Genomic DNA, 23593 nt, shown 5'->3' with positions numbered 1-23593 from the left:
GTTCATCGCCAGAGGCGCGGGCACCACCGGAACTTCGTGCGCGGCTCAGTCATCGCCGGGCTCGCGTGAATCCTCCTTCTTCGCGGCACGCCTGCGGTTCAGGCCCAGCACGTCCAGCGCCGACACCAGGTCGTTCGCCACGAGCGCGCGCACGCCGTCCGGCAGCGGGCCGTGGTCCGGCGGCACCAGCGCCTTCTTGAAGCCCAGCCGCGCGGCCTCCTGCAAGCGCTTGCCCACGCCGTTGACGCGCCGGATCTCCCCCGCCAGGCCCACCTCGCCCAGCACCACCAGGTCGGCCGGCAGGGCGATCTCGCGTTCGGCCGAGGCCACGGCGAGGACCACGGCCAGGTCCGCGGCCGGTTCGGTCAGGCGCATGCCGCCCACGGTCGCGGTGAAGACGTCCTTCTGGAAGAGGTTGACCTTGCCGCGCTTCTCCAGCACCGCCAGGGCCATCGAGATCCGCGCCGAGTCGAGGCCGCTCACCGCGCGGCGCGGAGCGGGCAGGTTCGTCTTGGCCACCAGGGCCTGCACCTCGCCCAGCATCGGGCGCTTGCCCTCGACGATCACCGTCACGCAGGTGCCCTCGACGGCCTTCTCGCGGCGGGTCAGGAAGAGGCCGGACGGGTCCGGCACGCCCACGATGCCGTCGTCGCGCAGCTCGAAGCAGCCCACCTCGTCCGCGGCGCCGTAGCGGTTCTTGATGCCGCGCAGCAGCCTCAGGCTGGAGTGGCGGTCGCCTTCGAACTGGAGCACGACGTCGACGAGGTGTTCCAGAACCCTCGGCCCCGCAACGGATCCGTCCTTCGTGACGTGTCCTACCAGGACGACCGGCAGGCCGCGTTCCTTGGCCATCGCGATCAGTCCTGATGCGACGGTCCGCACCTGCGTGACGCCGCCGGGCACGCCCTCCACGCTCACCGTGGACATGGTCTGCACCGAGTCGACGATCAGCATCGACGGCTTCACCTGGTCGACCTGGCCCAGCAGCGCGCTGAGCTCGCTCTCGGCCGCCAGGTACATCTCGGCGTGGAGATTGCCGGTGCGTTCGGCGCGCAACCGCACCTGACCCGCCGACTCCTCGCCCGTGACGTAGAGACAACGCCCGTGCGACTCCGCCCAGCGATGCGCCGTCTCCAGCAACAACGTCGACTTGCCCACGCCGGGCTCGCCGGCGAGCAGCACGACGGCACCGGGCACCAGGCCGCCGCCCAGCACGCGGTCGAACTCGCTGACGCCGGTCGACAACGCCCGTGCCGACTCGATGTCGACCTCGCCGATGGGACGTGCGGCCGACGTCGGCGCGCCTGCCACCACGCGCGTCACCGACGCGGTGCCTCGTTCCTCGATGCTGCCCCACGCCTGACATTCGGGGCAGCGGCCGAACCACTTCGCCACCTCGTGCCCGCACTCGGCACAACGGAAGATCGGCCGGGGTGTCTTCGCCACAGAACGAACGTTAGAGCAAGGGTCCGACAGTGCTGGTTTGCCGCTGCTCCGCAGCGGCGGCTCGTTCGCCGGGGAGTCGGTCCTCGCGAACTCGCGAACACCTCGCAAGCCGCCTGCCGTCGGAGCTGGTCGAGGGGCGCGCACCAGGCTTCTGCCCGCTGGCCAAACCGAGGCTCAGCGGTGGCGCGGAGAAACTTTCAAGATTTTCTGGCTGCTTGTCGATCCGGTGCTGGGGCCGTTCGACGCATCAGTGGAAGGACACGACACAGCCTGGAGGACACCGTGAGCACCGCCACCGCGACGCAGACGCAGACCCGCAAGTTCGCCATCGGCCGCTACGCCACCGTCGTCACCCGCGTGCTGACCGGCCTGCTGTTCGCCACGACCGGCCTGAACGGCTTCCTGATGTTCATGCCCGCCCCCGATCCCAGCACGATGGCTCCGGGAGGTGTGGCCTTCAACGCCGCGCTCTACGAGACCGGCTACATGCTTCCGCTCACATGCGGCGTCCAACTGGTCGCGGGGCTGCTGCTCGTCGCGGGACGGTTCGTGCCGCTGGCGCTGGCCCTGCTGGCACCGGTGATCGTGAACATCTTCCTGTTCCACGTCTTCCTGGAGCCGAGCGGCACGGTCATGGCGGTGGTCGTGGTCGCCGCCGAGATCGGCCTCGCGTGGGCCTACCGGGACAGGTTCCGCCCGATGCTCAAGGCCTGACGCACGACGAGAAACGCCGCCTCCCCGACGTGGGGAGGCGGCGTTTTCAGCGTTCGAGAGAGATCAGTGACCCGACTCGTGGTTCTCGCTCGTGCGCTTGTGCTCGGACGGCGCCACGGGCACCTCCAGCGTCAGCGAGCCCGCCTTCTCGAAGAGGAACGTGACCTTGACGGTCTGCGCGGCCACCACGTCGCGGTTCAGCTTCTTCAGCGTGCAGCGGATCTCCAGCACCTCGAGGTCCGGGTCCACGGGCGCGGCCGACGAGGACGCCGCAGCGGAGCCCGACGGGCGGCCGGAGGACGACGCGACCGACGACGGGTTGCCCGAGGACGGCGTGCCCGCGACGGACGACTGGGCGCCCGAAGAAGGCGTCACGTTCGAGGACGGGGCGCCGGAGGACGGCGTCACGTTCGAGGACGGCGCACCCGAGGTCGGCACCACGGACGACGAGGCCGACGTGGACGGCTTCACCGGGGCCTTCGAGGCGTCGTACTCGGCCCGCAGCGCGTACTGCGCCGGGATCTCCTTCGTGCCGACGACCTCGGCCTCGGACTCGGCGCCCTCCGACTTGATGGAGAGCAGCTTGTCCGCGGCGGACCCCGTGTTGGCGATGACGAACGTCAGCGGCGCGTCCTCGCCCTCGTGGTACCGGTTGCCGTCCGGCGGGAAAGCGAGCATGACGTTGCGCACCGCGATCGGGCCCGCGTTGCCGCTCGCACCGTCGACGGCGGCGACCTGGGTGTCGGTCTGGGTGACCTGACCGGCGCTGCAGCCGACCGCCACCAGGCCTAGGCCCGCGGCCAGCGCTGCCGTCACGATCATCCGGCGAGACACTCCTGAGTTCACGGCTCCAGCGTCCTTCCTAGGGAACAACCACCAGGCAAGGAGCCTAACCGGGGCCCGAATCGAGGGCGCGACTGGCTGCCAGTCGATCTTCGATGAGACGTACCTTGCACGCGAACAGGTGGTTTGTCAACCCCCCGCACGGCCCTGACCAGCACTAACGGATCATCGAGCAGCGATCGAAGGGTTGCCGGACGTGATAGGATGGAGGCATCGAAAGGGGCAGAGGACACATGGTTTTCAAGGTCGGAGAGACCGTCGTCTACCCGCACCACGGTGCCGCTCTCATCGAAGCAATCGAGACCCGCGTGATCAAGGGCGAGGAGAAGAAGTACCTCGTTCTCAAGGTAGCGCAGGGCGACCTCACCGTTCGGGTTCCCGCTGACAACGCCGAAATCGTAGGCGTGCGTGACGTTGTCGGCCAGGAAGGGCTCGACAAGGTTTTCGAGGTCTTGCGTGCTCCCCACACCGAGGAGCCGACCAACTGGTCTCGGCGGTACAAGGCCAACCTTGAGAAGCTCGCCTCCGGCGACGTGAACAAGGTTGCGGAAGTGGTGCGCGACCTCTGGCGGCGCGAAAAGGATCGCGGGCTTTCCGCCGGCGAGAAGCGGATGCTGGCGAAGGCGCGGCAGATACTGGTCAGCGAGCTGGCGCTGGCCGAGGGCACCGACGAGGACAAGGCCGAGGTTCTCCTCGACGAAGTTCTCGCCACTGCTTCTTAACAATCACACAAAGAGCATCGGATTCAGTCGCGAACATGAGTGTTGTCGCGCTCGTGCCCGCGGCAGGGCGGGGTGAGCGTCTGGGCTACGGGATGCCCAAGGCGCTCGTGCCGGTCAACGGAGTTCCGCTGTTGACCCGTGCCGTGCGTGGCCTGTTCGAGTCAGGCCAGGTTCAACACGTGGTCATCGCCGCTCCACCGTCCGATGTGGACCAAGTGCACACCGCAACCGCCTCGCTGGCCCCGGCCGGCGGGGCGGTGCACGTGCTTTCAGGGGGCGCCGAACGCACCGACTCGGTGCGCCTCGCCCTCGACCACGCTCTCAGCGTGATTCCGGACACCTCGATCGTGCTGGTCCACGACGCCGCTCGTGCCTTCACCCCTCCCGAGGTCATCGCCGCCGTCGTCGCCGCCGTGCGTGGCGGGTTCGACGCCGTCATCCCGGTGCTGCCGGTCGCCGACACGATCAAGCAGGTGGACGAGGTCGGAGTGGTCGTCTCCACACTTGATCGGGCCGCTCTACGGGTCGTGCAGACCCCGCAGGGTTTTCGCGCCGAGACTCTCAAAGCCGCCTATTGCTCCGGTATTGCCGCGACTGACGACGCTGGTCTCGTAGAGAAGAACGGCGTCGCGGTGCACACGGTTCCCGGACACGCGCACGCCATGAAGATCACCACCCCGTTCGACCTGGCGGTCGCGGAAGCACTGTTCAGCGGAGGCCACGAATGAGGATCGGCCAGGGCGTCGACGTCCACCCGATCGAGTCAGGTCGGGAGTGCTGGATCGCCGGCCTGCTGTGGGAGGGCGTGGACGGGTGCGCCGGCCACTCGGACGGCGACGTGGCCTCGCACGCCCTGTGCGACGCGCTGCTGTCCGCCGCGGGCCTGGGCGACCTGGGCGCCGTCTTCGGCACGTCCGATCCGCGCTGGTCGGGCGCCCACGGTGTGGTCCTGCTCACGGAGGTGCGGCGCCTGATCGAGGAAGCCGGCTACCGAGTGGGAAATGCCACAGTGCAGGTCATCGGCAACCAGCCCCGCGTCGGCAAGCGCCGCGAAGAGGCCCAGAAGACCCTCTCGGAGGCCGTCGGCGGCCCCGTCTCGGTCGCCGGCACCACGACGGACGGCCTGGGTCTCACAGGGCGGAACGAGGGCATCGCCGCGATCGCGACCGCACTGCTGTTGCCCCTAGCCTGACAGCATGGCCACGCTTTCAGATGCACAGCGCGAACTCCTCGACAGCCCGAACTACGGCACGGTCGCCACGCTGACCAAGGACGGCAGCCCGCAGACCTCGGTCGTGTGGGTCAAGCGCGACGGCGACGACGTCCTGTTCTCCACGGTCGTGGGCCGGGCGAAGGAGCGCCACCTGCAGAACGACTCGCGGGTGAGCGTCACCGTCATCAACAAGGACAACCCGTACCAGTACGCCGAGTTCCGCGGGGACGCGCAGCTGACGACCGAGGGCGGCCGCGAGCTGATCGACGAGCTGTCGCACAAGTACCTGGGCAAGGCCTACCCCGGCGACGAGGGCACCGACAACGTGCGCGTCATCGTCCGCGTGAAGGTAGCCAAGACCACGGGCAACGCCTGACCACCCAGCACCCAACCGCAGTCGCCAACGCAAGGCGACCACCGTCTTGGCCCGGCGCGCGCTCTCAACCGGCAGCCGTCAACGCAAAGCCAACCACCTACGAAACCCGGCACGCGAAGCCGAAGGCGAGCCCGAACGGGCTGATGCACGGCTGGGAGCCGGTTCCGCCCACGCTGGCGATTGGGGCTTGACTTTGGGTGCGAGGTGCTAGCTTCTCGAGCTCGGCCGGGCGCTTTTCAGCCCGGCCTTTTCCGGCCGACCAGCGCCTCGCAAGGGCCCCGAAGTCAAGCCCCAATCGCACACCCCAGGTCTTTCGTCACGACCCGCGCAACCAACCCTCGCAACCGCCGGCCGAACCCAGGAACGCGACCAACCCCGCTGGAACGCGACCCACCCAAGCAACCGGAACCCGCGTACTAGGACGCCTGCCTCTGCGCGGGCACCTTCAGCACCGCCGTGCCGCCGTCGAGATCCACCGAGCTCCGCGGCGGCGCGGCGTCCCCCTCCTCGTCGCGCAGCTGCCGCTCCTCCTTGCGGAACTCCAGCTCCTCGCGCTTCCCCGCCTCGAACGTCGCCCCCAGCTCACCGATCCCGGCGGTCGAGAGCGGCGTGCCCTTCTTCTTGCCCCGCACGAATCTCTCGAACACGGCGAGGAAGAACAGGGCCGCCACCAACGCGGGCAGCGACATGGCGAACAGGAACCCCAGGCTCATACAAGGACAACTCCCCCGTCTGCGCTGTGGTTCCCGCCACTACCATTCGGCTGGTGCCCAAGTACGACGTGTGCCTCTCCTTCGCCGGCGAAGACCGCCCCTACGTCGACCAGGTGGCCCGCCACCTCACCGAACTCGGTGTTTCCCGCTTCTACGACACCGACGAGCAAGCCGATCTCTGGGGCAAGAACCTCGTCGAGCACCTGGACCAGATCTACCGCCACGACTCGCGCTTCTGCGTGATGTTCATTTCCGAGCACTACGCCCGGAAGATGTGGACCAAGCACGAGCGGCAGGCCGCGTTCGACCGCGCGCTGGTGTCGGACACCGAGTACGTGCTGCCCGTGCGGTTCGACGACACGGAGATCCCCGCGCTGCGGGTCGGCACCGGCTACCTGGACATCAGCAACCGCAGTCCGCGCGAGCTGGCCGAGATGATCGCGCAGAAGGTCGGCACGGCGGCGAGCGCGCCGCAGCCCGGCTGGGAGTACCAGCTGTTCTCGGACACGGTCGCGATGCTCATGCGCAACCTGAAGTCGAAGCGCGTCAGCCACGAGATGGGCACGGTCAAGCCGAAGCGCCTGATCACCGAGGACGTGGACGCGCTGGACACGTTCCGGGCGCGCAGCCGGTCGTTCGACGGCATCCTCAACGCCGTCGAGGACCTGCTGTCGCCCGGCCGCGTGCAGATGGCGTTCGGCCCGCCCGGACGGCCCGGTGACCGCGACAAGATCAAGCACCTGGCCAACGGCTTCGTGGAGCACTACGAAGGGCTGCTCGACTGGTCGGCTGAGCTGCGCGGCACGACGACGCCGGACCGGTACACCGCGCTGTACCGGGCGGCGGCCCAGCTCGCCGACCAGCCGCTCAAGCAGATCGAGCAGTTCGTCGAGGACTTCGCGGCCGCCACCGACCGCGGCGCGGGCGACCTGCGGCTGACCCTGAAGTACGACACGACCGACGTCGAGGCCGAGCTCAAAAAGGTCCAGACCACCTAGGCGAAGAGCACGTAGAGTCGGGGGCGTGACGATCCGCGCCGCGCTCTTCGACTTCTCCGGCACGCTGTTCCGGCTCGAGCACCCCGAGCTGGAGTCCAACGGTGACCTGATGCGTGCACTCACCGCCCCGGTCGGCATCACCGACGGCATGGACCCCGAGCTGGTCGACGGCTGGCTGCGCCGCGATCTCGACCCCGACGTGCACCGCTGGGTGCACGTCAAGGTCCTCAAGGACGCGCTCGTACCCGACGCCGAGGCCCTCTACGACCAGTTGCTGCACCCCGAATCGTGGGTGCCGTACCCGGACACCAAGGCGACGCTCGAACACCTCAGGGACATCCCGGTCGCCGTCGTCAGCAACATCGGCTGGGACATCCGCACGGTGTTCGAGCTGCACGGCCTGACGCACCTCGTCGACGAGTTCGTGCTTTCGTATGAAGAAGGCGTCATCAAGCCGGACCCGAAGATCTTCACCACGGCCTGCGAACGGCTGGGCGTCGATCCCCGCAATGCCGTAATGGTCGGCGACAGCGAGGAGGCGGACGGCGGAGCCGAGGCCATCGGTTGCTCCTTCCGGCTCGTCAACCCGGTTCCGACGAGTGACCGCCCGGACGCTCTTTTGGATGTGGCCCGTACCATTCCCGTGTGAGCCTCCACATCTACGACACGGCGAGCCGGTCCATGCGGGAGTTCCACCCGCAGGTCAACGGAACGGCGTCGATCTACGTGTGTGGGGCGACCGTGCAGGGCGTGCCGCACATCGGGCACGTTCGCAGCGGCCTCAACTTCGACGTCCTCCGTCGCTGGCTCGCCCACGACGGCACCGACGTCACGCTGGTCCGCAACGTCACCGACATCGACGACAAGATCCTCACCAAGGCCGCCGAGCACGACAGGCCGTGGTGGGAGTGGGCGTACACGCACGAGCGGGCGTTCGAGGACGCGTACAACGCGCTGGGCTGCCTGCCGCCGTCGTACGCGCCGCGCGCCACCGGCCACATCACGCAGATGGTCGAGCTGATGCAGCGCCTGATCGACAAGGGCCACGCGTACGACGTCGACGGTGACGTCTACTTCGACGTGCGCTCGTTCCCCGAGTACGGCGGGCTGTCCGGGCAGAAGCTGGACGCCGTCGAGCAGGGTGAGACGGCCGTGCGCGGCAAGCGCGACCCGCGCGACTTCACGCTGTGGAAGGCCGCGAAGCCCGGTGAGCCGTCCTGGCCGACCCCCTGGGGCGACGGCAGGCCCGGCTGGCACCTGGAGTGCTCGGCGATGGCGACCGAGTACCTCGGCGGCACGTTCGACATCCACGGCGGCGGGCTCGACCTGATCTTCCCGCACCACGAGAACGAGCAGGCGCAGTCGCGGGCGGCCGGTGACGGCTTCGCGAACTACTGGATGCACAACTACTGGGTGACGCTGTCCGGCGAGAAGATGGCCAAGTCGCTCGGCAACACCGTGTCCATCCCCGCGATGCTGGACAAGGTCCGCGCGCAGGAGCTGCGCTACTACCTCGTGTCCCCGCACTACCGCTCGCACATCGAGTACTCCGAGGGCGCGCTGGACGAGGCGGTGACGGCGTACGGCCGCGTCGAGTCGTTCCTGCGCCGTGCCGTGGAGAAGCTCGGGCCGATCGAGCTCCGGGGCGACATGTGCCCGGACTTCGTCGCCGCGATGGACAACGACCTGAACACGCCGCAGGCCGTGGCCGCACTGCACAACAAGGTGCGCCAGGGCAACACGGCTCTTGCCGACGGTGACGACGACACGGCCCGTTCCGCGGCCGAGTGCGTCCGCCGGATGGCTGACATCCTCGGCGTCGACCCGTTGTCGCCGAAGTGGAACGACGCGTCGTCTGCCGACACCGGCATGCGGCAGGCGTTGACCACCCTGGTGGAACGACTTCTGGTCGAACGCCAGGAAGCCCGCAAGAGCAGGGACTTCGCGCGTTCCGACGCGCTGAGGGACCAGCTTTCCGACGCGGGCATCGCCGTCGAGGACACCCCCGGCGGTCCGCAGTGGACTTTGAAGGACGACTGACTTCCGTGGCTGGCAATTCCAAGCGCAAGGGCGCGATGCGCAATCCGGGCTCGAAGAAGGGCGCGGTCGCCGGCTCCGGCGGGCAGAAGTCCAAGGGGCTCGAGGGCAGGGGTCCGACGCCGAAGGCGGTCGACCGGCCGAACCACCCGGCGTACCGCAACGCCAAGATGGCGGCGAAGTCCACTGCCGCCAGGACCCAGCGCAGGCAGACGAAGGAGAAGGCCGCCGCGGAGACCGTGGCGGGCCGCAACCCCGTCGTGGAGTGCCTGCGCGCGGGCACGCCGGCGACGGCGCTCTACGTGGCGCTGGGCATCGACGCGGACGACCGCGTGCAGGAGGCCGTGCGACTGGCGGCCGAGCGGGGAATCTCCGTGCTGGAAGTGTCCCGCGGCGAGCTCGACCGCATCACCGGCGGCGCGATGCACCAGGGCCTCGGCCTCCAGGTGCCGCCGTTCGAGTACGCGACCCCGGACGAACTGCTGGAACTCGCCCAGCACTCCACCCGGCCGCCGTTGCTGGTGGCGTTGGACGGCGTCACCGACCCGCGCAACCTCGGTGCGGTCATCCGCTCCGCGGCCGCGTTCGGCGCGCAGGGCGTGGTGCTGCCGCAGCGGCGCAGCGCCTCGATGACCGCCGTCGCCTGGCGCACCAGCGCGGGCACCGCGGCCAAGACGCCCATCGCGATGGCCACCAACCTCACGCGCACGCTGCGTGACTGGGCGGAGGCCGGTCTCATGATCGTCGGCCTCGACGCGGACGGCGACGTGGACGTCGACGGCCTCGAACTCGCCACCGGACCGCTCGTCGTGGTGGTCGGTTCCGAGGGCCGCGGGCTCGGGCGTCTGGTCAAGGAGACGTGCGACCAGACCGTGTCGATCCCGATGGCCGCGGGCGTCGAGTCGCTCAACGCGTCGGTCGCCGCGGGTGTCGTGCTGGCCGAGGTGGCGCGTCGCCGCCGGATCGATGCCAAAGGCTGATTGCCTGACGTTATCGGCTAGTTCGTGACGCTAAGCGCGTCCTTTGGCCGACGTTAGTGATCGTTTTCCTGGCCACTAAACCGGTTTGGAAGGGCAAGCGTGAAAGTCGACATTTCACGCTTGCCAGAACCACGCTGCCGTTCGCATGACAAACCGCGTGGGCTATTACGCGCCACTCCCGGGCGCGGGTACCGTCGTCTCGATCGCCATTAACGGGTCCTGCCGGTCAGGAGTCGGAGCCGGTTGCACCGGTTGGGCGAGCACGCGGCACCCGTTTGGCACCGGCTGACACATAGTGTGACCATTTGGGGTCCAATCAGGCGAACCCGAGGTCAACTGTGAAGAAGATCAGCTCTGTGTTTCACTATTGTAACTACTTTAGGTAACTGCTCTGCTCCGTTTAGGTACACACTGTGGTAGGACAGACGTTGAACGGTCAGGCAGCTTCTACCGTGATTGTCGATAGGAATTGATTACCACCGGCGGGGGCGACGTGACTCGGCGTAGAGCGAATCGGGACGTGCCGATTCGCCGCGCGCGGGCAGCGCTGCCGCGAGGCACCGCATGACGGCCCGCGGGACCGTCCGCGAGCTGGTGGGTTTGCGCGAGTTCCGCGCGATGTGGATCGGCTCGACCGCGTCCACCGCCGGCGACCAACTCGCGGCGGTCGCATTGTCACTGCTCGTATTCGAGCGAACACAATCCGCTGCCTGGACCGCGCTCACGTGGTCGTTGACGCTCTTCCCGCCGCTGATTTCGGGGCCGTTGCTCGGCTGGGTCGCCGACCGGTTCCCGCGCCGCACGGTAATGGTGACGACGGCCTGGATGCAGGCCGTGCTGATGGGCGCGATGGCCATTCCCGGCATGCCCCTGTGGGCCATGATCGTGCTGCTCGTGGTGGTGCTGGCGATCTCCTCGCCGTACCTCGCGGCGCAGGAGGCGAGCCTGCCGAACGTGCTGCCGCCGAAGCGCTACGACGACGGGGTGGCGCTGTTCGGCACGTCCGTCGACATCGCGCAGATGGCGGGCCTGGCGGCGGCCGGTTTCCTGGTCGCGCACACGAGTCCCGGTCTCGCGCTCGCGATCAACGCGGGCACGTTCGTGTTGCTCGCGGTCCTCGTGCAGACGTCGGTGAAGCACCGGCCGGCCGCGGACCCGCTGGGACGCAAGAAGAAGCCCGACGAGGAGTCGCGCGGTGTGCTGACCCTCATGGTGTCGGAACCGCGCCTCAGGACGCTGCTGGGCGTCCGTCTGCTCGCGGGCCTCGCGATGGTCCCGGAAGGACTCGCGGTACCGCTGGCGGCGAGCCTGAACGCCGTCTGGGCGGTCGGTCTGATCCTCGCCATCGAGCCCGCGGCGAACGTGCTGGGCGTGGCGTTGCTCTTCCGTCTGGTCAGGGATCCGGCGAAGCGGGAGCGGCTCATCGGGCCGCTGGCGATCCTGTCGCTGGCGCCGTTGATCATGTTCGCTTTCCACCCGAACCTGACCTGGACGATCGTTTTGCTGGTGATTGCCGGTATAGGCGGGGCTTATCACACACCCGCTCGTTCGGCGTGGATGCGCCTGCTACCGGACCAGTACAGAGGCAGGGCTTATGGCATTGGGCGCGCGGCGTTGCGTTCGAGCCAGGGCGGTGGAATGGCGCTGGCGGGTGTCGTCGCCCATTCGGTCGGATCGGTCACGGCCACGATCGCGGGAGCGGGCGGTATCGGACTGCTGCTGGCGACGCAGGCCACCTTCGCCTGGCGACGGGCGCGGGGTCGCGCCGACACGAAGGCGGTGGCAATCTGAAACAGAACGGTCACCAATAGCGATATCCGTCGTAGAGGCATCAGGATGCGGTGTGGAAGTCGAGTGGAGGAAGGGCAGCGCTAGAAGTCTCGGTTGCACATGGAAGGACACCTCCTCGTTGCGACGAGCGGCAGCGTGGTGGTCTACGACCTGGTCAGCGGCGGCTTAGCTCATGAAGTGCCATGAGCGTAGGGGGTCGTGGTGAAGAACAGTTTGACTGATCGCAGGCGATCGCGGGCACTCGGCTTGACTCCGATTCGCAACTGGGACCTTTGGACCGTTGCGCCTAGTGCGATCGCTTACTTTTTCGTGCTCGAAGCGGCCGTAGCCGTTGCCTCCATCTGGCTCCTGACGAAGCTCACGTCCGTTTCGACAGCCGACTGGCTCCGCTTCGGCGCGTTGATCGCCGCGATCACCATTCACCTCACGATCGTGCGCAGAGCCGAAGAGGCCCGCCGCAACGAGGCCTCCGGCCCCCACATCGACCTGACCTCGGTCTGGACCTTCGCCGCGGCCGTCGCACTGCCCGGCGGCCTGGCCGTGATCGCCACGATCTGGATGCGCATCCTGATCCAGCCGATCGCCCGCCGCCAGCCGTACCGCTTCGTCTTCGGCACCGCCTCGATGCTCGCCTCAACGCTCCTCTCCTGGGCACTGGTGCACCTTTCGGGCGTTTCGCTCGCTGCGACCGGAAACGTCCCGACTGACCTGAGTTTGGTCCTGATTCTCGCGATAGCGGCGGTCCTCTACTGGTTCGTCCAGGTGATGACAGTCGCCGTGGCATTCAAAATCGTGACGCCGAACTCGAAGGTCCTCGACTTCCTCGGCTCCAAAGTCGACAACATGCTCGAAATGAGCACGCTCGGCGCGGGCGCGATGCTCGGCATGCTCATGACCACCCACTGGGTCGGCCCGCTGCTGCTCGCCGTGCCGGTGATCCTCGTCAACGCCCTGCTGTCGAAGGCGGGCGAGCGCCGGGCACACCTGGAACGCCTGCTGCGCGAACAGGAACAGCTCCACCAGCGCCTCGCCGCCGACGCCCACACCGACTACCGGACGGGCCTGCTCAACACCAACGGCCTGGCCGAGTACGCGGGCCGCCTCGCCGAGAGGTGCCGCCTGGACGGCGAACCGATGACCGTCCTCGTCATCGACCTGGACCACTTCAAGCGCATCAACGACACCTGGGGCCACCCGGCCGGCAACGCCGTGCTCGCCGAGGTGGGCCGGATCCTGCGCGAGAAGCTGCGTCCCGGCGACGTGGCCGGTCGCGACGGCGGCGAGGAGTTCGTCGTCGCGCTGAAGGACACCCCGGTCGCGCAGGGCGTGACGATCGCCGAACGCATCCGCGAGGCCATCGGCTCGCTGGCCGTGCCCACGACCGACAAGCACCGCAACGTCGTGACGCTGTACGGGCGCGAGACCCAGCCGTCGGAGCCGGAGGGCGAGTCGCTGCGGGCGATCTCGGCGTCGATCGGCGTGGCCGTGATCCCGGACAACGGGCCGGACATGGCGACGGCGCAGCACTCGGCGGACGCGGCGCTCTACAAGGCCAAGGAGAACGGCCGCAACCAGGTGCGGGTGGCGGGGCTGGACATCCCGCCGCGCCTGATGCCCGCGCCGCGCCAGGACGACGTGACGAAGCCGATCAGCTCACGCAGTGCGTGAACGCTGCGACGAGACCAGCCGGCACACCAGGTAGATCACGAAGCTGACCGCCGTCACCATGGCGGACACCGGCAGCCCGGGCTGCAACGAAAGCAGGATGCCGCCGACGGCGGCGACCTCGGCGAACACCACGGACAGCACCGTGGCCCGCAACGGCGAAGCCGTGATCCGCATCGCCGCGGCCGCCGGCGTGATCATCAACGCCAGCACCAGCAGCGCGCCGACCACCTGCACCGACAGTGCGGTGGCCACGCCGACCAGCACCGCGAACACGATCGACAGGGCGCGCACCGGCACCCCGCGCGACACCGCCACGTCGGGGTCGACGGAGGCGAAGAACAGCGGCCGGTAGATGAACGCCAACGCCACCAGCACCACGGCGGACGATACGACCAGCAGGTTGAGGTCCGTCGAGTCCACGCCGACGATCTGGCCGGTCAGCAGCCCGAACTTGTTGCTGGCCCGTCCCTTGTAGAGCGCCAGCATGAGGATGCCCATGCCGAGTCCGAATGCGAGGATCGCGCCGATAACCGAGTCGCGGTCGCTCTCCCGGCGGGACAGCACGCCGAGCAGCACCGCGGCGAAGATCGACCCGGCCAGCGCGCCGTAGCCGACGCCGATGCCGAGCAGCAGCGCCGCCGCGCCGCCGGTGAAGGCGAGCTCGCTGGTCCCGTGCACCGCGAACGCCATCTTGCGCGTCACGACCAGCGGCCCCAGGACGCCCGCCACGAGGCCCAGCACGGCGGCCGCGATCAGCGCGGTCTGCACGAAGTCGAGTTCGAGCAGGTCCAGAAAGCTCACGACGCGGCCTCCGCCGACAGGTGGTGCGTCTGCTCCTCGCAGGCGCCGGCGCCGACCACCAGGATCTGGTCGCGCACCCGCACGACCTCGACCGGCGTCCGGTACAGCTCGGACAACGTGCGGGAGTTCATGACCTCTTCTGGCGTGCCGACGCGGAACCGGCCGCCGACCAGGTACAGGACCCGGTCCACCAGCGGCAGCACCGGGTTCAGCTCGTGCGTCACGAACAGGACGGCCGTGTCGGACTCGCGGCGACGCTTGTCGATCAGCTCGGACACGATCCGCTGGTTCGCGAGGTCCAGCGACAGCAGCGGCTCGTCGCAGAGCATCACGGTCGGGTCGCCGACCAGGGCCTGGGCGACGCGCAGCCGTTGCTGCTCGCCGCCGGACAGCAGCCCGACGGGCGAGTCCGCGTACCGGGTGCCGCCCACGGACTCGATGGCGGCGTCCACGCGGACGCGGCGTTCGCGGCGGCCTCGCCAGCCGAAGCCCCACGCGTGGCCGTCCAGGCCCAGGCCGACGAGGTCGCGGCCCCGCAACGTCATGGACTGGTCGAGCGCTCGCTGCTGCGGGATGTAGCCGATGGCGTGCCTGCCGCCGGCCACGGAGACCGTGCCGGAGGAGAGCGGCTGGAGGCCCAGCAGCACGCGCATCAGACTGGTCTTGCCGGAGCCGTTCGGGCCGAGGACGGCCAGGAACTCACCCGGCTCGACGTCCAGGTCGAGGCCGTCCCAGAGGACTCGGTCGCCGTAGGACAGCTTCGCCCCGCGCAGCGAGATCGCGCTCATGCTTTGAGCGCCTGCGCGAGCGCGTCCACCTGCTTGGTCATCCAGTCAAGGTAGCCGGTCACGCCTTCGGGCAGCGTCTCGGTCACGGCGACGACCGGCACACCGGCGGTGCGCGCCTTCTCGACCACGCCCTTCGTCACCTGGTTCTCCGTCTGGGTGTTCTCGACCAGCACGGTGACCTGCTTGCCCTCGACCAGTTGGTTCATCGACGCGAGCGCGGCGGCGGGCACGTCCGCCTCCTCCTCGATGGCCTTGCTGAACGCCTCGGGGGTCGCGTCCTCGGCGCCGCTCTCCTCGATCAGGTAGTGCGCGATGGGCTCGGTGGCGGCGACCTTCTTGCCCTTGCCGACGCCCGCGACCTTCTTCTCCAGCTCCTCCAGGGCGCTCTTGAAGTCCGCCGCGTTCTTCTCGAACGTCGCCTTCTTGTCCGGCGCGAGGCCGCTGAGCTCGGTCGACGCGGCCTCGGCCACGGCCTCGACGGTGTGCAGGTCGTACCAGACGTGCTCGTTCGTGCTGTGGTCGTGCCCGTCGGCGTCCGGCGTGCCCGTGGACGGCTCGGCGTGGTTGTCGGCCAGCGGGAACGCCTCGATCTTCTTGGTGGCGTCGCTGGTGATCAGCTTGGCGAAGAAGTCGTCGTAGCCGCCGCCGTTGAAGATGACGAGCTTGGCGTCCTTGACCAGGGCTGCGTCCGCGGGCTTGCTCTCGTACGAGTGCGGGTCAGCCGAAGGGTCGTCCAGCAGGGCCTTCACCTCGACGGCGTCGCCGCCGACGGCCTTGATGACGCTCCCCCAGACGTTCGTGGAGGCCACGACCTGGATCTTGCCGTTGTCGGCGGACGGCGTGGACGTGCCACACGCGGCCAGGCTCACCACGGCAAGAGTGCCGACCAGAGCGTTGCGGAGAGTCATCACGCCGTCCCTCGATCAGGTAATGGAAACCGTTGTCGAGTTCATATTACGACACGAAAAAGCCCCCGACGGTCACGCCGGGGGCTTGAACGTGTGACTCAGGACTCCAGGCGCTCGCCCGACTCGGGGTGGAACAGGTGAATCTCGCTGTGGTCGCGGACGGCGACCTTGACGTGCTGGCCGAGGGTCGGCGGCGTGCGGCCGTCGACGCGGACGACGAAGCGCTGCGACGACTCACCGATCTTCACGGCGCCGTGCACGAGCGCGTCGGCGCCGAGCTCCTCGACGAGCTCGACGGTCATCTCCATGCCCTCCTCGCCCGACGGCACGATGCCGAGCGCCTCGGGACGGATGCCGAAGGTGACCTCGTCCAGACCGCCGGCGGCGTCGAGCGCGGCACGGGACAGCGGCACGATGATGCCGTCGAGCTTGGCACCCTCCGCGCTGATCGGGACGGTCTTGAGGTTCATGGCCGGCGAGCCGATGAAGCCCGCGACGAAGGCGTTGGCCGGGCGGTCGTACAGCGCGCGAGGCGTGTCGCACTGCTGCAGCAGGCCGTCCTTGAGCACGGCGACCCGGTGGCCCATCGTCATGGCCTCGACCTGGTCGTGCGTGACGTAGATCGTGGTGGTGCCGAGGCGCTGCTGGAGGGCGGCGATGTTCGCACGCGTCTCGACGCGCAGCTTGGCGTCCAGGTTGGACAGCGGCTCGTCCATGAGGAACACGGAGGGCTCGCGCACGATGGCGCGACCCATCGCGACGCGCTGACGCTGACCACCGGAGAGCGCCTTCGGCTTGCGCTCCAGGTACTTGGTGAGGTCGAGCATCTTGGCGGCCTCTTCGACCTTCGCCTTGATGTCGGCCTTCGGCACGCCGCGCAGCTTGAGCGCGAAGCCCATGTTCTCGGCGACGGTCATGTGCGGGTAGAGCGCGTACGACTGGAACACCATGGCGATGTCCCGGCCCTTCGGCGGAACGTTCGTCACGTCCTTGCCGCCGATGTGGATGGCGCCCTCGTCGATGTCCTCGAGGCCCGCGAGCATGCGCAGCGCCGTCGACTTGCCGGAACCGGACGGGCCGACCAGCACCAGGAACTCGCCGTCGGCGACCTCCAGCGAGAGCTCGTCGACCGCGCGGACCGGCGGGTTGCCGGAGAACACGCGCGACGCCTTGACGTAGGACACCTCTGCCATGTGACGCACCTTTCACCCTTGTCTGGACGCGACGTTAGGTGTTGCAAGCGCTTACGTGAACAGACGAAAGCGCTTACGTTTCGGCGCGGCACAACGTAAGCGCTTACGTTCAGAGGCATGAACGAAACGCCGCTCCCAGGCGGCTGCACCAACGAGGTCGTCCGGATCGGGGACACGGTCCGCCGGCCGCTCGGCGCCCACTCGCCGTTCGTCCACCGGCTGCTGCTCCACTTCGAACGGCACGGGTGGCGGGGCGCGCCGCGGTACCTGGGCGTGGACGGGAAGGGACGCGAGGTGCTGGCGTTCCTCGACGGGCAGGCGCCGGCGCGATCGACGGACGGGCTGGCCGAGGTGGCCCGGCTCGTGCGGGAGTTCCACGACCTCACGGCGGGGACGGAGTTCGCCGGAGACCAGGAAGTGGTGTGCCACAACGACCTGTCGCCCCGGAACACGGTCTGCCGCGACGGGGTGCCGGTCGCGTTCCTCGACTGGGATCTCGCCGCACCGGGCCGGCGCGTCCACGACCTCGCACACCTGTGCCGGCGGCACCTGGATCTCGAAGATCCAAAGGTTGCGGCGGAAGGACTCCGCACGATCTGCGACGCGTACGGGCTGGGCGAACGCCGGGCAGAGCTGGAGGCGGCCCTGCAGCCGCCTCCAGCCGGGTGACTCAGCCCTTGACGGCGCCGGACGCGAGGCCGGTCACCAGGAAGCGCTGCACCAGGTAGAACACGACGATCGCGGGGATCGCCACCAGGATCGACGCGGCGGCGAGGTGCCCCCACTCGGTCCGGTTCTGCTGCACGAACACCTGCAGCCCGACGGCCAGCGTCTTCGACTCGTCGGCGGCGGACAGGAAGGCCGACGCGAACGCCACCTCACCCCAGGCCGTCAGGAACGCGTAGAACGACGTGACCGCGAGACCGGGCTTGGCCAGCGGCATGATCAGCCGCCAGAACACGCCGAACGGCGACAGCCCGTCCACCCGCCCCGCCTCGTCGATGTCCGACGGCACGGTGTCGAAGTAGCCCTTCAGCATGTACGTGCAGAACGGCACCGCGGTCGTGCAGTAGACCAGCACCAGACCGAACGTGGAACCGTTGAGCCCCAGCGCGATCAGGATGTTGTACAGCGGCACGATCAGCACCGCGAACGGGAACATCTGCACCAGCAAGAACGACATCATCAGCGATCGCTTGCCGGGGAACCGGAAGCGCGACGCCGCGTAGCCGGTGGTGGCCGACAGGAACACCGCGATGACCGTGGTGAGCAACGCGATCACGACCGAGTTGCCGAACCACGCGAGGAAGTTCCCCTTGTCGCCGGCCAGAATCCGCGTGTAGTTGTCCACAGAGGACTCGTTGAACAACTTCGGCGACGGCTCGACCGCGCGGGCGTCCGGCTTCAGGGACGTGATGAACACCCAGAAGACCGGGAACACCGAGATGATCGAGGCGATCACCAGAGCACCGTGCAGACCGATGGACGCCAACGGAGTGCGGTCGGTGCGCTTGCGAACCGGACCGGCGGCTTGGACGACCTTCAAGGAAGAAGCGTCGAGCGTCATCACCACACCTCGCCCTGATTGCGCAGCGCCCGCCGGTACACCGCGGCGAACACCAACAACACCGAAAGGATCAGCACGCCGTACGTCGACGCGATGGCGTAGTCGCGGGACGCGCCGGAGAAGAAGCGCTCGAACGCGTAGGTCACCAGGATGCGCGTGTTCGGGTTCGGGCCCGCGATCAGGTAGATGACCGGGAACATGTTGAACGTCCAGATGATGCCCAGCAGCACCACCGTCGACGACACCGAACGCAGGCCCGGCAGCGTCACGTGGCGGAAGCGCTGCCACGGCGTGGCGCCGTCCATCTCCGCCGCCTCGTAGAGGTCGCCGGGGATCGACTGCAGGCCGCCCAGCAACGCCACCATCATGAACGGCGTGCCCAGCCAGACGTTCACGATGATCACCGACACCAGCGCCCAGTTCGACTGACCGAGCCACACGGGGTCCGGCAGGCCGATCGAACGCAGCAGCTGGTTGATGATCCCGTACTGCGCGTTGAACATGTACTTCCACGCGAACGCGCTGATGAACGCGGGCACGGCCCACGGCAGGATGAGCAGCACGCGGTACAGCGTGCGGCCCTTCACCTGGCGGTTCAGCAGCAGCGCCAGGCCCAGACCGATGGTGTAGTGGAAGAACACGCACGAGAAGGTCCAGATCAACGTGCGCACCAACGTGCCCCAGAACGCGCCGAACGACTCCCCGCCGGAGAGCACGTTCAGGTAGTTCTTGAAGCCCACCCAGTCGTAGGTGGCGGGACGTTCGAGGATCGGGTTGGCGATGTTGCCTTCGTTGATGTTCGTGAAGGTGAAGAACACGCCCTGTGCGAGCGGGTAGAGCACCAACACCGCGATGACCACCACGACCGGCAGCACCATCGCATACGCGTACCAGTACCTGTCCAGGAACCGACGCACCGAGACTCCCCTTCCGGCGAACGGCCGGGGCTCGTGAGAACCCCGGCCGCTCAACACGATCAGCCGATCGAGTACTCGGTGACGACCTTCTCCTTGTACGCCTTCGCGACGTCGTCAAGGGCGGTCTTGGCGTCCTTCTTGCCGGCCAGGAAGTCCGCGTAGCCGACCTTCAGCGGGTCGAAGAGCTCGCCGCCCTCGGGGATCCACGGACGCTCATGCGCGACCTTGGTGACCGGCTCGAACGCGGCCACGACGGCGTTCGCCTTGACGTCGGCGTTCTGGTAGGCCGACTTGCGGGTCGGCAGCAGGCCCAGCTCCTTGGCGATGGTCGCCTGCGACTCGACCGACGCCATGCAGGTGATGAACTTGATGGACGACTGCTTCGCCTTGGTGCCCTGGCGGATCACGTAGTCGTGGCCACCGACCGGCGCGCTGCCCTTGCCCGCGGACGGGCCGGGGACGGCGGCGATGCCGAGGTTCGCCGGGTCGCTGAACGCGGCGCCCTTGAGGTAGTCGGCGACGGCCCACGGGCCGTTGATGACCATGGCGGCCTCACCGGACGAGAACGCGGCCTGCATGTTCGAGTACGAGTTCGTCGCGTCGAGAGCCGTCGTGGCGGACTTCGAGTCCAGCAGGCCCTTCGCGGTCTCCAGCGCCTTCACGTTCTGCGCGGAGTTCACGACGATCTTCTTGGCCGAGGCGTCGACCAGGTCGCCGCCCTCGCCGTAGATGAACGGCAGCGCGTAGTACGCGTCGTTGTTGAGGAAGAATGCCTTCTCGCCGCCCAGCTTGGCGGCCGCGGCCTTGAGCTCGTCCCACGTCTTCGGCGCCTCGACGCCGGCGTCCGCGAGCTTCTTCTTGTTGTACAGCAACGCGAGCGAGTCGGTCACCTGCGGCACCGCGTAGGTCTTGCCCTCGTACTTCGTGGAGCCGAGCGGGGCCTCCAGGAAGTCGGACGTGTCCTTCGCGAGGTCGGTGTCGGACAGGTCGGCGACGTAGCTGAGCTTCGCGAGCTGCGGCACCCACGCGACCTCGGAGCGGAAGACGTCGGGACCCTGGCCGCCCTGGGCAGCGGTCTTGTAGTTGTTCAGCGCGCCGTCGAAGGCCTGCGTCTCAACCTTGACCTTGTAGCCGTCCTTGGTGGCACAGCCTTCCGCGATCTTCTTGAACACCGGGCTCTCGTTCGGGCCGCTCGTGTCCCAGAAGGTCACTTCGCCCGAGTCGGATCCGCTGTTGCTGCTCGATCCGCCGCTTCCGCACGCGGTGAGCACGAGGGCGACACCCGTCGCCATGGCGGTCACGAGGGTTGTCCGTCGCATCGTTGCTGCCGTTCCCTCCAGCTGGGGCCTCGTCTCCGAGTGAGACAAGGGTCTTGCAAGGTTTTGCGAGAATGTTGCGGGCGATTTCACTACCAGAACCATGGTCAGGTCAAGACGTGGACCGTAACCAAGCCGTAACGGCCCTGTCTTGCAAACGCTCGTTGCAAAATTTTTCTGAAGCGGGCAGGCTTGCGCCAGACCTGATCTGAGCTGGGAGGCAACGTGTCCGGACTGTCCGAGATCGCCAGGGCAGCCGGGGTGTCCATCTCGACCGTGAGCCGTGTTCTCAACAGGCGCGCGGGTGTGAACGAGGAGACCCGGCAGCGGGTGCTGTCGGTCCTCGCGGAGATGCCGTACACCCCGCGCGGACTCGGGGCGCTGCAACGCACCGGCGTGATCGGCCTGCTCGTGCCGGAGCTCTCGAACCCGGTGTTCCCCGCGTTCGCCGAGGCGCTGGAGACGCGGGCCGCCCGCCTGGGCTACTCGTCGCTGCTGTGCAACACCCGCAGCGGTGCCCCGATGGGCGAGGAGGAGTACGTCCGGATGCTCCTCGCCCGCGGCGTCGAGGGCATGGTGTTCGTGTCACCGGAGATCACCAACGTCGAGGTGCCGCTCGGGCAGGCGCCCCGGCCGAGCTACTACGCGAAGCTGCTGGCCGACGGCGTCCACATGGTCTTCCTGAACGGTGCCACGCCCGCGCTGGACGTGCCGGACGTGACGGTCGACGAGCAGCTCGCGGGCTACATGGCGACCCGGCACCTGATCGAACTGGGCCACAAGCGGATCGGGTTCGTGTCGGGCCCGGCACGCTCGTTGCCGTCGCGGCTGAAGCGCGCCGGCTGGGCGGCGGCTCTCGAAGAGGACCACCTGCCGGCGGGCGGCGAGTACGTCGCGCACGCGCCGTTCAGCGCGGAGGGCGGCGGCCAGGCCGTGGCGCAGCTGCTGGACACGGTGACCCCGACAGCGGTGATCTGCTCGTCCGACCACATGGCCCTCGGAGTCATGCGCGAGGCGCACCAGCGAGGGATCTCGGTACCGGAACAGCTCTCGGTCGTCGGGTTCGACGACATCCCGTTGGCTGCCTACTCATCGCCCGCTTTGACGACGCTCGCGCAGCCGATCGAGGAGATGGCGGCGGCCGCGATCGACGAGCTCGTGCTGCGCCTCGACCCGGATCGTCGCAGGCAGAGCACCGACAACTACACCCGCGTGTTCCGGCCGCGGCTCGTCGTCAGGGAATCGTCTGCGCCGCCGAAGTGAGATGACCGATTGACCTAATTGGTCTGGACCAACTTCTTGACAAGGCAGATGGGTCAACCAGCGCCGATGCGTCATTGGAGGGACGCGGGTCACCCTGACTTCACGAATTGGTTCTGAACCGTTACGGTCCTTTCATGGCGCGGTCGATGCATGTGCGACGTCCGGCAACGTTGGCCTCTCTGGCCGCTGAGCTGGGCGTTTCCCGGACAACGGTGTCCAACGCGTACAACCGGCCCGACCAGCTCTCTCCCGAGCTGCGTCGGCGGGTGTTGGACACGGCCCGAAGGCTGGGTTATCCCGGCCCGGATCCTGTGGCGCGTTCGTTGCGCACGCGCAAGGCCGGGGCGGTGGGCCTGCTGCTCACCGAGAACCTCTCCTACGCGTTCCGCGACCCCGCCGCGATCGGGTTCCTGGAGGGACTCGCGCTGGCGTGCGAGGACGCCGGGACCGGTCTGCTGCTGGTGCCCGCGAACCCCGAACGCGAGGACGTCGCGTCCGTGCACCGCGCCGGCGTCGACGGCTTCGTCGTCTACTCCGTGCCGGACGACGACCCGCACCTCGCCGCCGTGCTGGAACGCCCGGTGCCCACCGTCGTCTGCGACCAGCCGGACCTCGGCACCGTGGACCGCGTCGGCATCGACGACCGCGGCGCCATGTACGAGCTCGCCAAGCACCTCATCGGCCTGGGCCACCGGCGCATCGGCGTCGTGTGCATGCGTCTCGCGCGGGACCGCAACGACGGCTTCGTGACGCCGGACCGCCAGCACGCCGCGCACTTCCACGTGCAGCGCAACCGCCTGTCGGGCCTCGCCGAGGCGTTCAGCGAGGCGGGCGTCGACTGGTCGCAGGTGCCGGTCGTCGAGCGCTTCGACCACAACATGGCCTCGGGCGCGTCCGGCGCGGCCCAGGTGCTCGACCGGGACCCGCAGGTCACGGCCCTGATCTGCACGTCGGACGTGCTGGCGCTGGGCGCGATGACCGAGGCCGCGCGCCGTGGCCTGCGCGTGCCGCACGACATCACCGTGACCGGGTTCGACGGCATCCGCGCAGGCGAGGAGGCCGGGCTCACGACCGTGCGTCAGCCGGTGCTGGAGAAGGGCCGGGCGGCGGGCAAGCTGCTGCTCGACGCCAACGAGCGGTCACGGCCGCGGTCGGTGAACCTGTCGACCGAGCTGATCATCGGCAAGACGTCGGCGGCGCCGCGCGGTGGTGCCGAGGAGCGCTGGTTCGGGCCCTGAGGCGCTGGGACCGCTGGCCTTTGCCCCTTGTTCCGACGTTCAGACGGGTGCATCGCGACGCCGCCCCCGCGTCCTCGTACTGGTTGTACGGGGGCGCGGGG

At 68.5% G+C, this 23593-nt stretch carries 24 protein-coding genes; 14 read left to right on the top strand and 10 right to left on the bottom strand.

Going from position 1 to position 23593, the window contains the following annotated elements; genetic code table 11:
• Positions 1 to 45 precede the first annotated feature (45 nt).
• Positions 46 to 1446 (bottom strand): DNA repair protein RadA, encoded by a 1401-nt coding sequence (gene radA / locus ACFWNN_RS44395; RefSeq protein WP_382445995.1) that lies wholly within the window; start codon positions 1444 to 1446, stop codon positions 46 to 48.
• Between the two features lie 282 nt (positions 1447 to 1728).
• Here radA and ACFWNN_RS44390 point away from each other — a divergent pair, with 282 nt between their 5' ends.
• Complete coding sequence (locus ACFWNN_RS44390) at positions 1729 to 2160, top strand: hypothetical protein (protein WP_382445994.1); 432 nt, start codon at positions 1729 to 1731, stop codon at positions 2158 to 2160.
• A 63-nt stretch (positions 2161 to 2223) separates the two neighbouring features.
• On the opposite strand, the gene ACFWNN_RS44385 is transcribed toward ACFWNN_RS44390, so the two are convergent.
• Positions 2224 to 2982, bottom strand: coding sequence for a hypothetical protein (locus ACFWNN_RS44385; protein WP_382445993.1), 759 nt, complete (start codon positions 2980 to 2982; stop codon positions 2224 to 2226).
• Between the two features lie 254 nt (positions 2983 to 3236).
• On the opposite strand from ACFWNN_RS44385, the gene ACFWNN_RS44380 reads away from it, so the two are divergent.
• Genes ACFWNN_RS44380 through ACFWNN_RS44365 form a run of 4 tightly spaced genes read left to right on the top strand, consistent with a single transcriptional unit; the run spans position 3237 to position 5314 of the window.
• Entirely contained in the window at positions 3237 to 3725 is a 489-nt protein-coding gene (locus tag ACFWNN_RS44380) for a CarD family transcriptional regulator (RefSeq protein ID WP_012782996.1), read from the top strand.
• 35 nt (positions 3726 to 3760) lie between these two features.
• Positions 3761 to 4453: a 2-C-methyl-D-erythritol 4-phosphate cytidylyltransferase gene (ispD, locus tag ACFWNN_RS44375; protein ID WP_382445992.1), complete on the top strand. Its 693-nt coding sequence runs from the start codon at positions 3761 to 3763 to the stop codon at positions 4451 to 4453.
• On the top strand, positions 4450 to 4917 hold the full coding sequence (gene ispF, locus ACFWNN_RS44370) for a 2-C-methyl-D-erythritol 2,4-cyclodiphosphate synthase (protein ID WP_382445991.1): 468 nt from the start codon (positions 4450 to 4452) through the stop codon (positions 4915 to 4917). The genes ispD and ispF overlap by 4 nt, the downstream gene beginning before the upstream one ends.
• 4 nt (positions 4918 to 4921) lie before the next feature.
• Positions 4922 to 5314 carry a PPOX class F420-dependent oxidoreductase gene (locus ACFWNN_RS44365; RefSeq protein ID WP_382445990.1) on the top strand — a complete coding sequence of 131 codons (393 nt, stop codon included), beginning with the start codon at positions 4922 to 4924 and terminating at the stop codon, positions 5312 to 5314.
• A gap of 416 nt (positions 5315 to 5730) precedes the next feature.
• On the opposite strand, the gene ACFWNN_RS44360 is transcribed toward ACFWNN_RS44365, so the two are convergent.
• A complete protein-coding gene (locus ACFWNN_RS44360) occupies positions 5731 to 6027 on the bottom strand; it encodes a DUF6191 domain-containing protein (RefSeq protein WP_382445989.1) in 297 nt (98 codons plus the stop codon).
• Positions 6028 to 6080: 53 nt separating this feature from the next.
• Here ACFWNN_RS44360 and ACFWNN_RS44355 point away from each other — a divergent pair, with 53 nt between their 5' ends.
• From ACFWNN_RS44355 to ACFWNN_RS44330, 6 genes are all read left to right on the top strand, one after another.
• Positions 6081 to 7025 carry a toll/interleukin-1 receptor domain-containing protein gene (locus ACFWNN_RS44355; RefSeq protein WP_382445988.1) on the top strand — a complete coding sequence of 315 codons (945 nt, stop codon included), beginning with the start codon at positions 6081 to 6083 and terminating at the stop codon, positions 7023 to 7025.
• A 25-nt stretch (positions 7026 to 7050) separates the two neighbouring features.
• Positions 7051 to 7674, top strand: coding sequence for an HAD family hydrolase (locus ACFWNN_RS44350; RefSeq protein ID WP_382445987.1), 624 nt, complete (start codon positions 7051 to 7053; stop codon positions 7672 to 7674).
• On the top strand, positions 7671 to 9065 hold the full coding sequence (cysS, locus tag ACFWNN_RS44345; RefSeq protein WP_382445986.1) for a cysteine--tRNA ligase: 1395 nt from the start codon (positions 7671 to 7673) through the stop codon (positions 9063 to 9065). Before ACFWNN_RS44350 ends, cysS begins: the two co-directional genes overlap by 4 nt.
• Before the next feature lie 5 nt (positions 9066 to 9070).
• Positions 9071 to 10042, top strand: coding sequence for a 23S rRNA (guanosine(2251)-2'-O)-methyltransferase RlmB (gene rlmB / locus ACFWNN_RS44340; protein WP_382445985.1), 972 nt, complete (start codon positions 9071 to 9073; stop codon positions 10040 to 10042).
• A 564-nt stretch (positions 10043 to 10606) separates the two neighbouring features.
• Positions 10607 to 11833, top strand: a complete 1227-nt coding sequence (locus tag ACFWNN_RS44335; protein WP_382445984.1) for an MFS transporter — start codon at positions 10607 to 10609, stop codon at positions 11831 to 11833.
• Between the two features lie 309 nt (positions 11834 to 12142).
• Positions 12143 to 13501 (top strand): GGDEF domain-containing protein, encoded by a 1359-nt coding sequence (locus ACFWNN_RS44330; RefSeq protein ID WP_285647682.1) that lies wholly within the window; start codon positions 12143 to 12145, stop codon positions 13499 to 13501.
• Here the strand turns inward: ACFWNN_RS44330 and ACFWNN_RS44325 are convergent.
• From ACFWNN_RS44325 to ACFWNN_RS44310, 4 genes are all read right to left on the bottom strand, one after another.
• Positions 13487 to 14302, bottom strand: a complete 816-nt coding sequence (locus tag ACFWNN_RS44325; protein WP_382445983.1) for a metal ABC transporter permease — start codon at positions 14300 to 14302, stop codon at positions 13487 to 13489. The two genes, ACFWNN_RS44330 and ACFWNN_RS44325, sit on opposite strands and share 15 nt — an antisense overlap.
• Entirely contained in the window at positions 14299 to 15090 is a 792-nt protein-coding gene (locus tag ACFWNN_RS44320; protein ID WP_382445982.1) for a metal ABC transporter ATP-binding protein, read from the bottom strand. Before ACFWNN_RS44320 ends, ACFWNN_RS44325 begins: the two co-directional genes overlap by 4 nt.
• The gene (locus ACFWNN_RS44315) at positions 15087 to 15998 is read right to left on the bottom strand and encodes a metal ABC transporter solute-binding protein, Zn/Mn family (RefSeq protein WP_382445981.1); all 912 of its coding nucleotides are present in this window, start codon (positions 15996 to 15998) and stop codon (positions 15087 to 15089) included. Before ACFWNN_RS44315 ends, ACFWNN_RS44320 begins: the two co-directional genes overlap by 4 nt.
• A gap of 98 nt (positions 15999 to 16096) precedes the next feature.
• Positions 16097 to 17191 (bottom strand): ABC transporter ATP-binding protein, encoded by a 1095-nt coding sequence (locus ACFWNN_RS44310; protein WP_382445980.1) that lies wholly within the window; start codon positions 17189 to 17191, stop codon positions 16097 to 16099.
• 117 nt (positions 17192 to 17308) lie between these two features.
• On the opposite strand from ACFWNN_RS44310, the gene ACFWNN_RS44305 reads away from it, so the two are divergent.
• Entirely contained in the window at positions 17309 to 17860 is a 552-nt protein-coding gene (locus ACFWNN_RS44305) for a phosphotransferase (RefSeq protein WP_382445979.1), read from the top strand.
• A 1-nt stretch (position 17861) separates the two neighbouring features.
• On the opposite strand, the gene ACFWNN_RS44300 is transcribed toward ACFWNN_RS44305, so the two are convergent.
• From ACFWNN_RS44300 to ACFWNN_RS44290, 3 genes are read right to left on the bottom strand one after another with little or no spacing between them, the layout of a single operon-like run.
• Positions 17862 to 18758 (bottom strand): sugar ABC transporter permease, encoded by an 897-nt coding sequence (locus tag ACFWNN_RS44300; protein ID WP_382445978.1) that lies wholly within the window; start codon positions 18756 to 18758, stop codon positions 17862 to 17864.
• Positions 18758 to 19675 carry a carbohydrate ABC transporter permease gene (locus ACFWNN_RS44295; RefSeq protein ID WP_382445977.1) on the bottom strand — a complete coding sequence of 306 codons (918 nt, stop codon included), beginning with the start codon at positions 19673 to 19675 and terminating at the stop codon, positions 18758 to 18760. Before ACFWNN_RS44295 ends, ACFWNN_RS44300 begins: the two co-directional genes overlap by 1 nt.
• A gap of 59 nt (positions 19676 to 19734) precedes the next feature.
• Positions 19735 to 20994: an extracellular solute-binding protein gene (locus ACFWNN_RS44290; protein WP_382445976.1), complete on the bottom strand. Its 1260-nt coding sequence runs from the start codon at positions 20992 to 20994 to the stop codon at positions 19735 to 19737.
• A 222-nt stretch (positions 20995 to 21216) separates the two neighbouring features.
• Here ACFWNN_RS44290 and ACFWNN_RS44285 point away from each other — a divergent pair, with 222 nt between their 5' ends.
• A complete protein-coding gene (locus ACFWNN_RS44285; protein WP_382445975.1) occupies positions 21217 to 22254 on the top strand; it encodes a LacI family DNA-binding transcriptional regulator in 1038 nt (345 codons plus the stop codon).
• Between the two features lie 134 nt (positions 22255 to 22388).
• The gene (locus ACFWNN_RS44280) at positions 22389 to 23492 is read left to right on the top strand and encodes a LacI family DNA-binding transcriptional regulator (protein WP_382445974.1); all 1104 of its coding nucleotides are present in this window, start codon (positions 22389 to 22391) and stop codon (positions 23490 to 23492) included.
• Positions 23493 to 23593: the final 101 nt, after the last annotated feature.

It is taken from the genome of Lentzea sp. NPDC058450, from assembly GCF_042721395.1.
Classification (GTDB): Bacteria; Actinomycetota; Actinomycetes; order Mycobacteriales; family Pseudonocardiaceae; genus Lentzea.
Note: the sequence above shows the minus strand (reverse complement) of the source record. Positions and strands in the feature narration are given on the sequence as shown.

What these genes read in the sequence shown, in the direction of transcription:
- ACFWNN_RS44305 (WP_382445979.1), top strand. Translation starts at nt 17,309, where the DNA reads ATGAACGAAACGCCGCTCCCAGGCGGCTGCACCAACGAGGTCGTCCGG.
- ACFWNN_RS44365 (WP_382445990.1), top strand. Translation starts at nt 4,922, where the DNA reads ATGGCCACGCTTTCAGATGCACAGCGCGAACTCCTCGACAGCCCGAAC.
- ACFWNN_RS44385 (WP_382445993.1), bottom strand. Translation starts at nt 2,982, where the DNA reads ATGATCGTGACGGCAGCGCTGGCCGCGGGCCTAGGCCTGGTGGCGGTC.
- ACFWNN_RS44310 (WP_382445980.1), bottom strand. Translation starts at nt 17,191, where the DNA reads ATGGCAGAGGTGTCCTACGTCAAGGCGTCGCGCGTGTTCTCCGGCAAC.
- ACFWNN_RS44335 (WP_382445984.1), top strand. Translation starts at nt 10,607, where the DNA reads ATGACGGCCCGCGGGACCGTCCGCGAGCTGGTGGGTTTGCGCGAGTTC.
- ACFWNN_RS44380 (WP_012782996.1), top strand. Translation starts at nt 3,237, where the DNA reads ATGGTTTTCAAGGTCGGAGAGACCGTCGTCTACCCGCACCACGGTGCC.
- ACFWNN_RS44280 (WP_382445974.1), top strand. Translation starts at nt 22,389, where the DNA reads ATGGCGCGGTCGATGCATGTGCGACGTCCGGCAACGTTGGCCTCTCTG.
- ACFWNN_RS44360 (WP_382445989.1), bottom strand. Translation starts at nt 6,027, where the DNA reads ATGAGCCTGGGGTTCCTGTTCGCCATGTCGCTGCCCGCGTTGGTGGCG.
- ACFWNN_RS44300 (WP_382445978.1), bottom strand. Translation starts at nt 18,758, where the DNA reads ATGACGCTCGACGCTTCTTCCTTGAAGGTCGTCCAAGCCGCCGGTCCG.
- ispF (WP_382445991.1), top strand. Translation starts at nt 4,450, where the DNA reads ATGAGGATCGGCCAGGGCGTCGACGTCCACCCGATCGAGTCAGGTCGG.
- ACFWNN_RS44290 (WP_382445976.1), bottom strand. Translation starts at nt 20,994, where the DNA reads ATGCGACGGACAACCCTCGTGACCGCCATGGCGACGGGTGTCGCCCTC.
- ispD (WP_382445992.1), top strand. Translation starts at nt 3,761, where the DNA reads ATGAGTGTTGTCGCGCTCGTGCCCGCGGCAGGGCGGGGTGAGCGTCTG.
- ACFWNN_RS44315 (WP_382445981.1), bottom strand. Translation starts at nt 15,998, where the DNA reads ATGACTCTCCGCAACGCTCTGGTCGGCACTCTTGCCGTGGTGAGCCTG.
- ACFWNN_RS44320 (WP_382445982.1), bottom strand. Translation starts at nt 15,090, where the DNA reads ATGAGCGCGATCTCGCTGCGCGGGGCGAAGCTGTCCTACGGCGACCGA.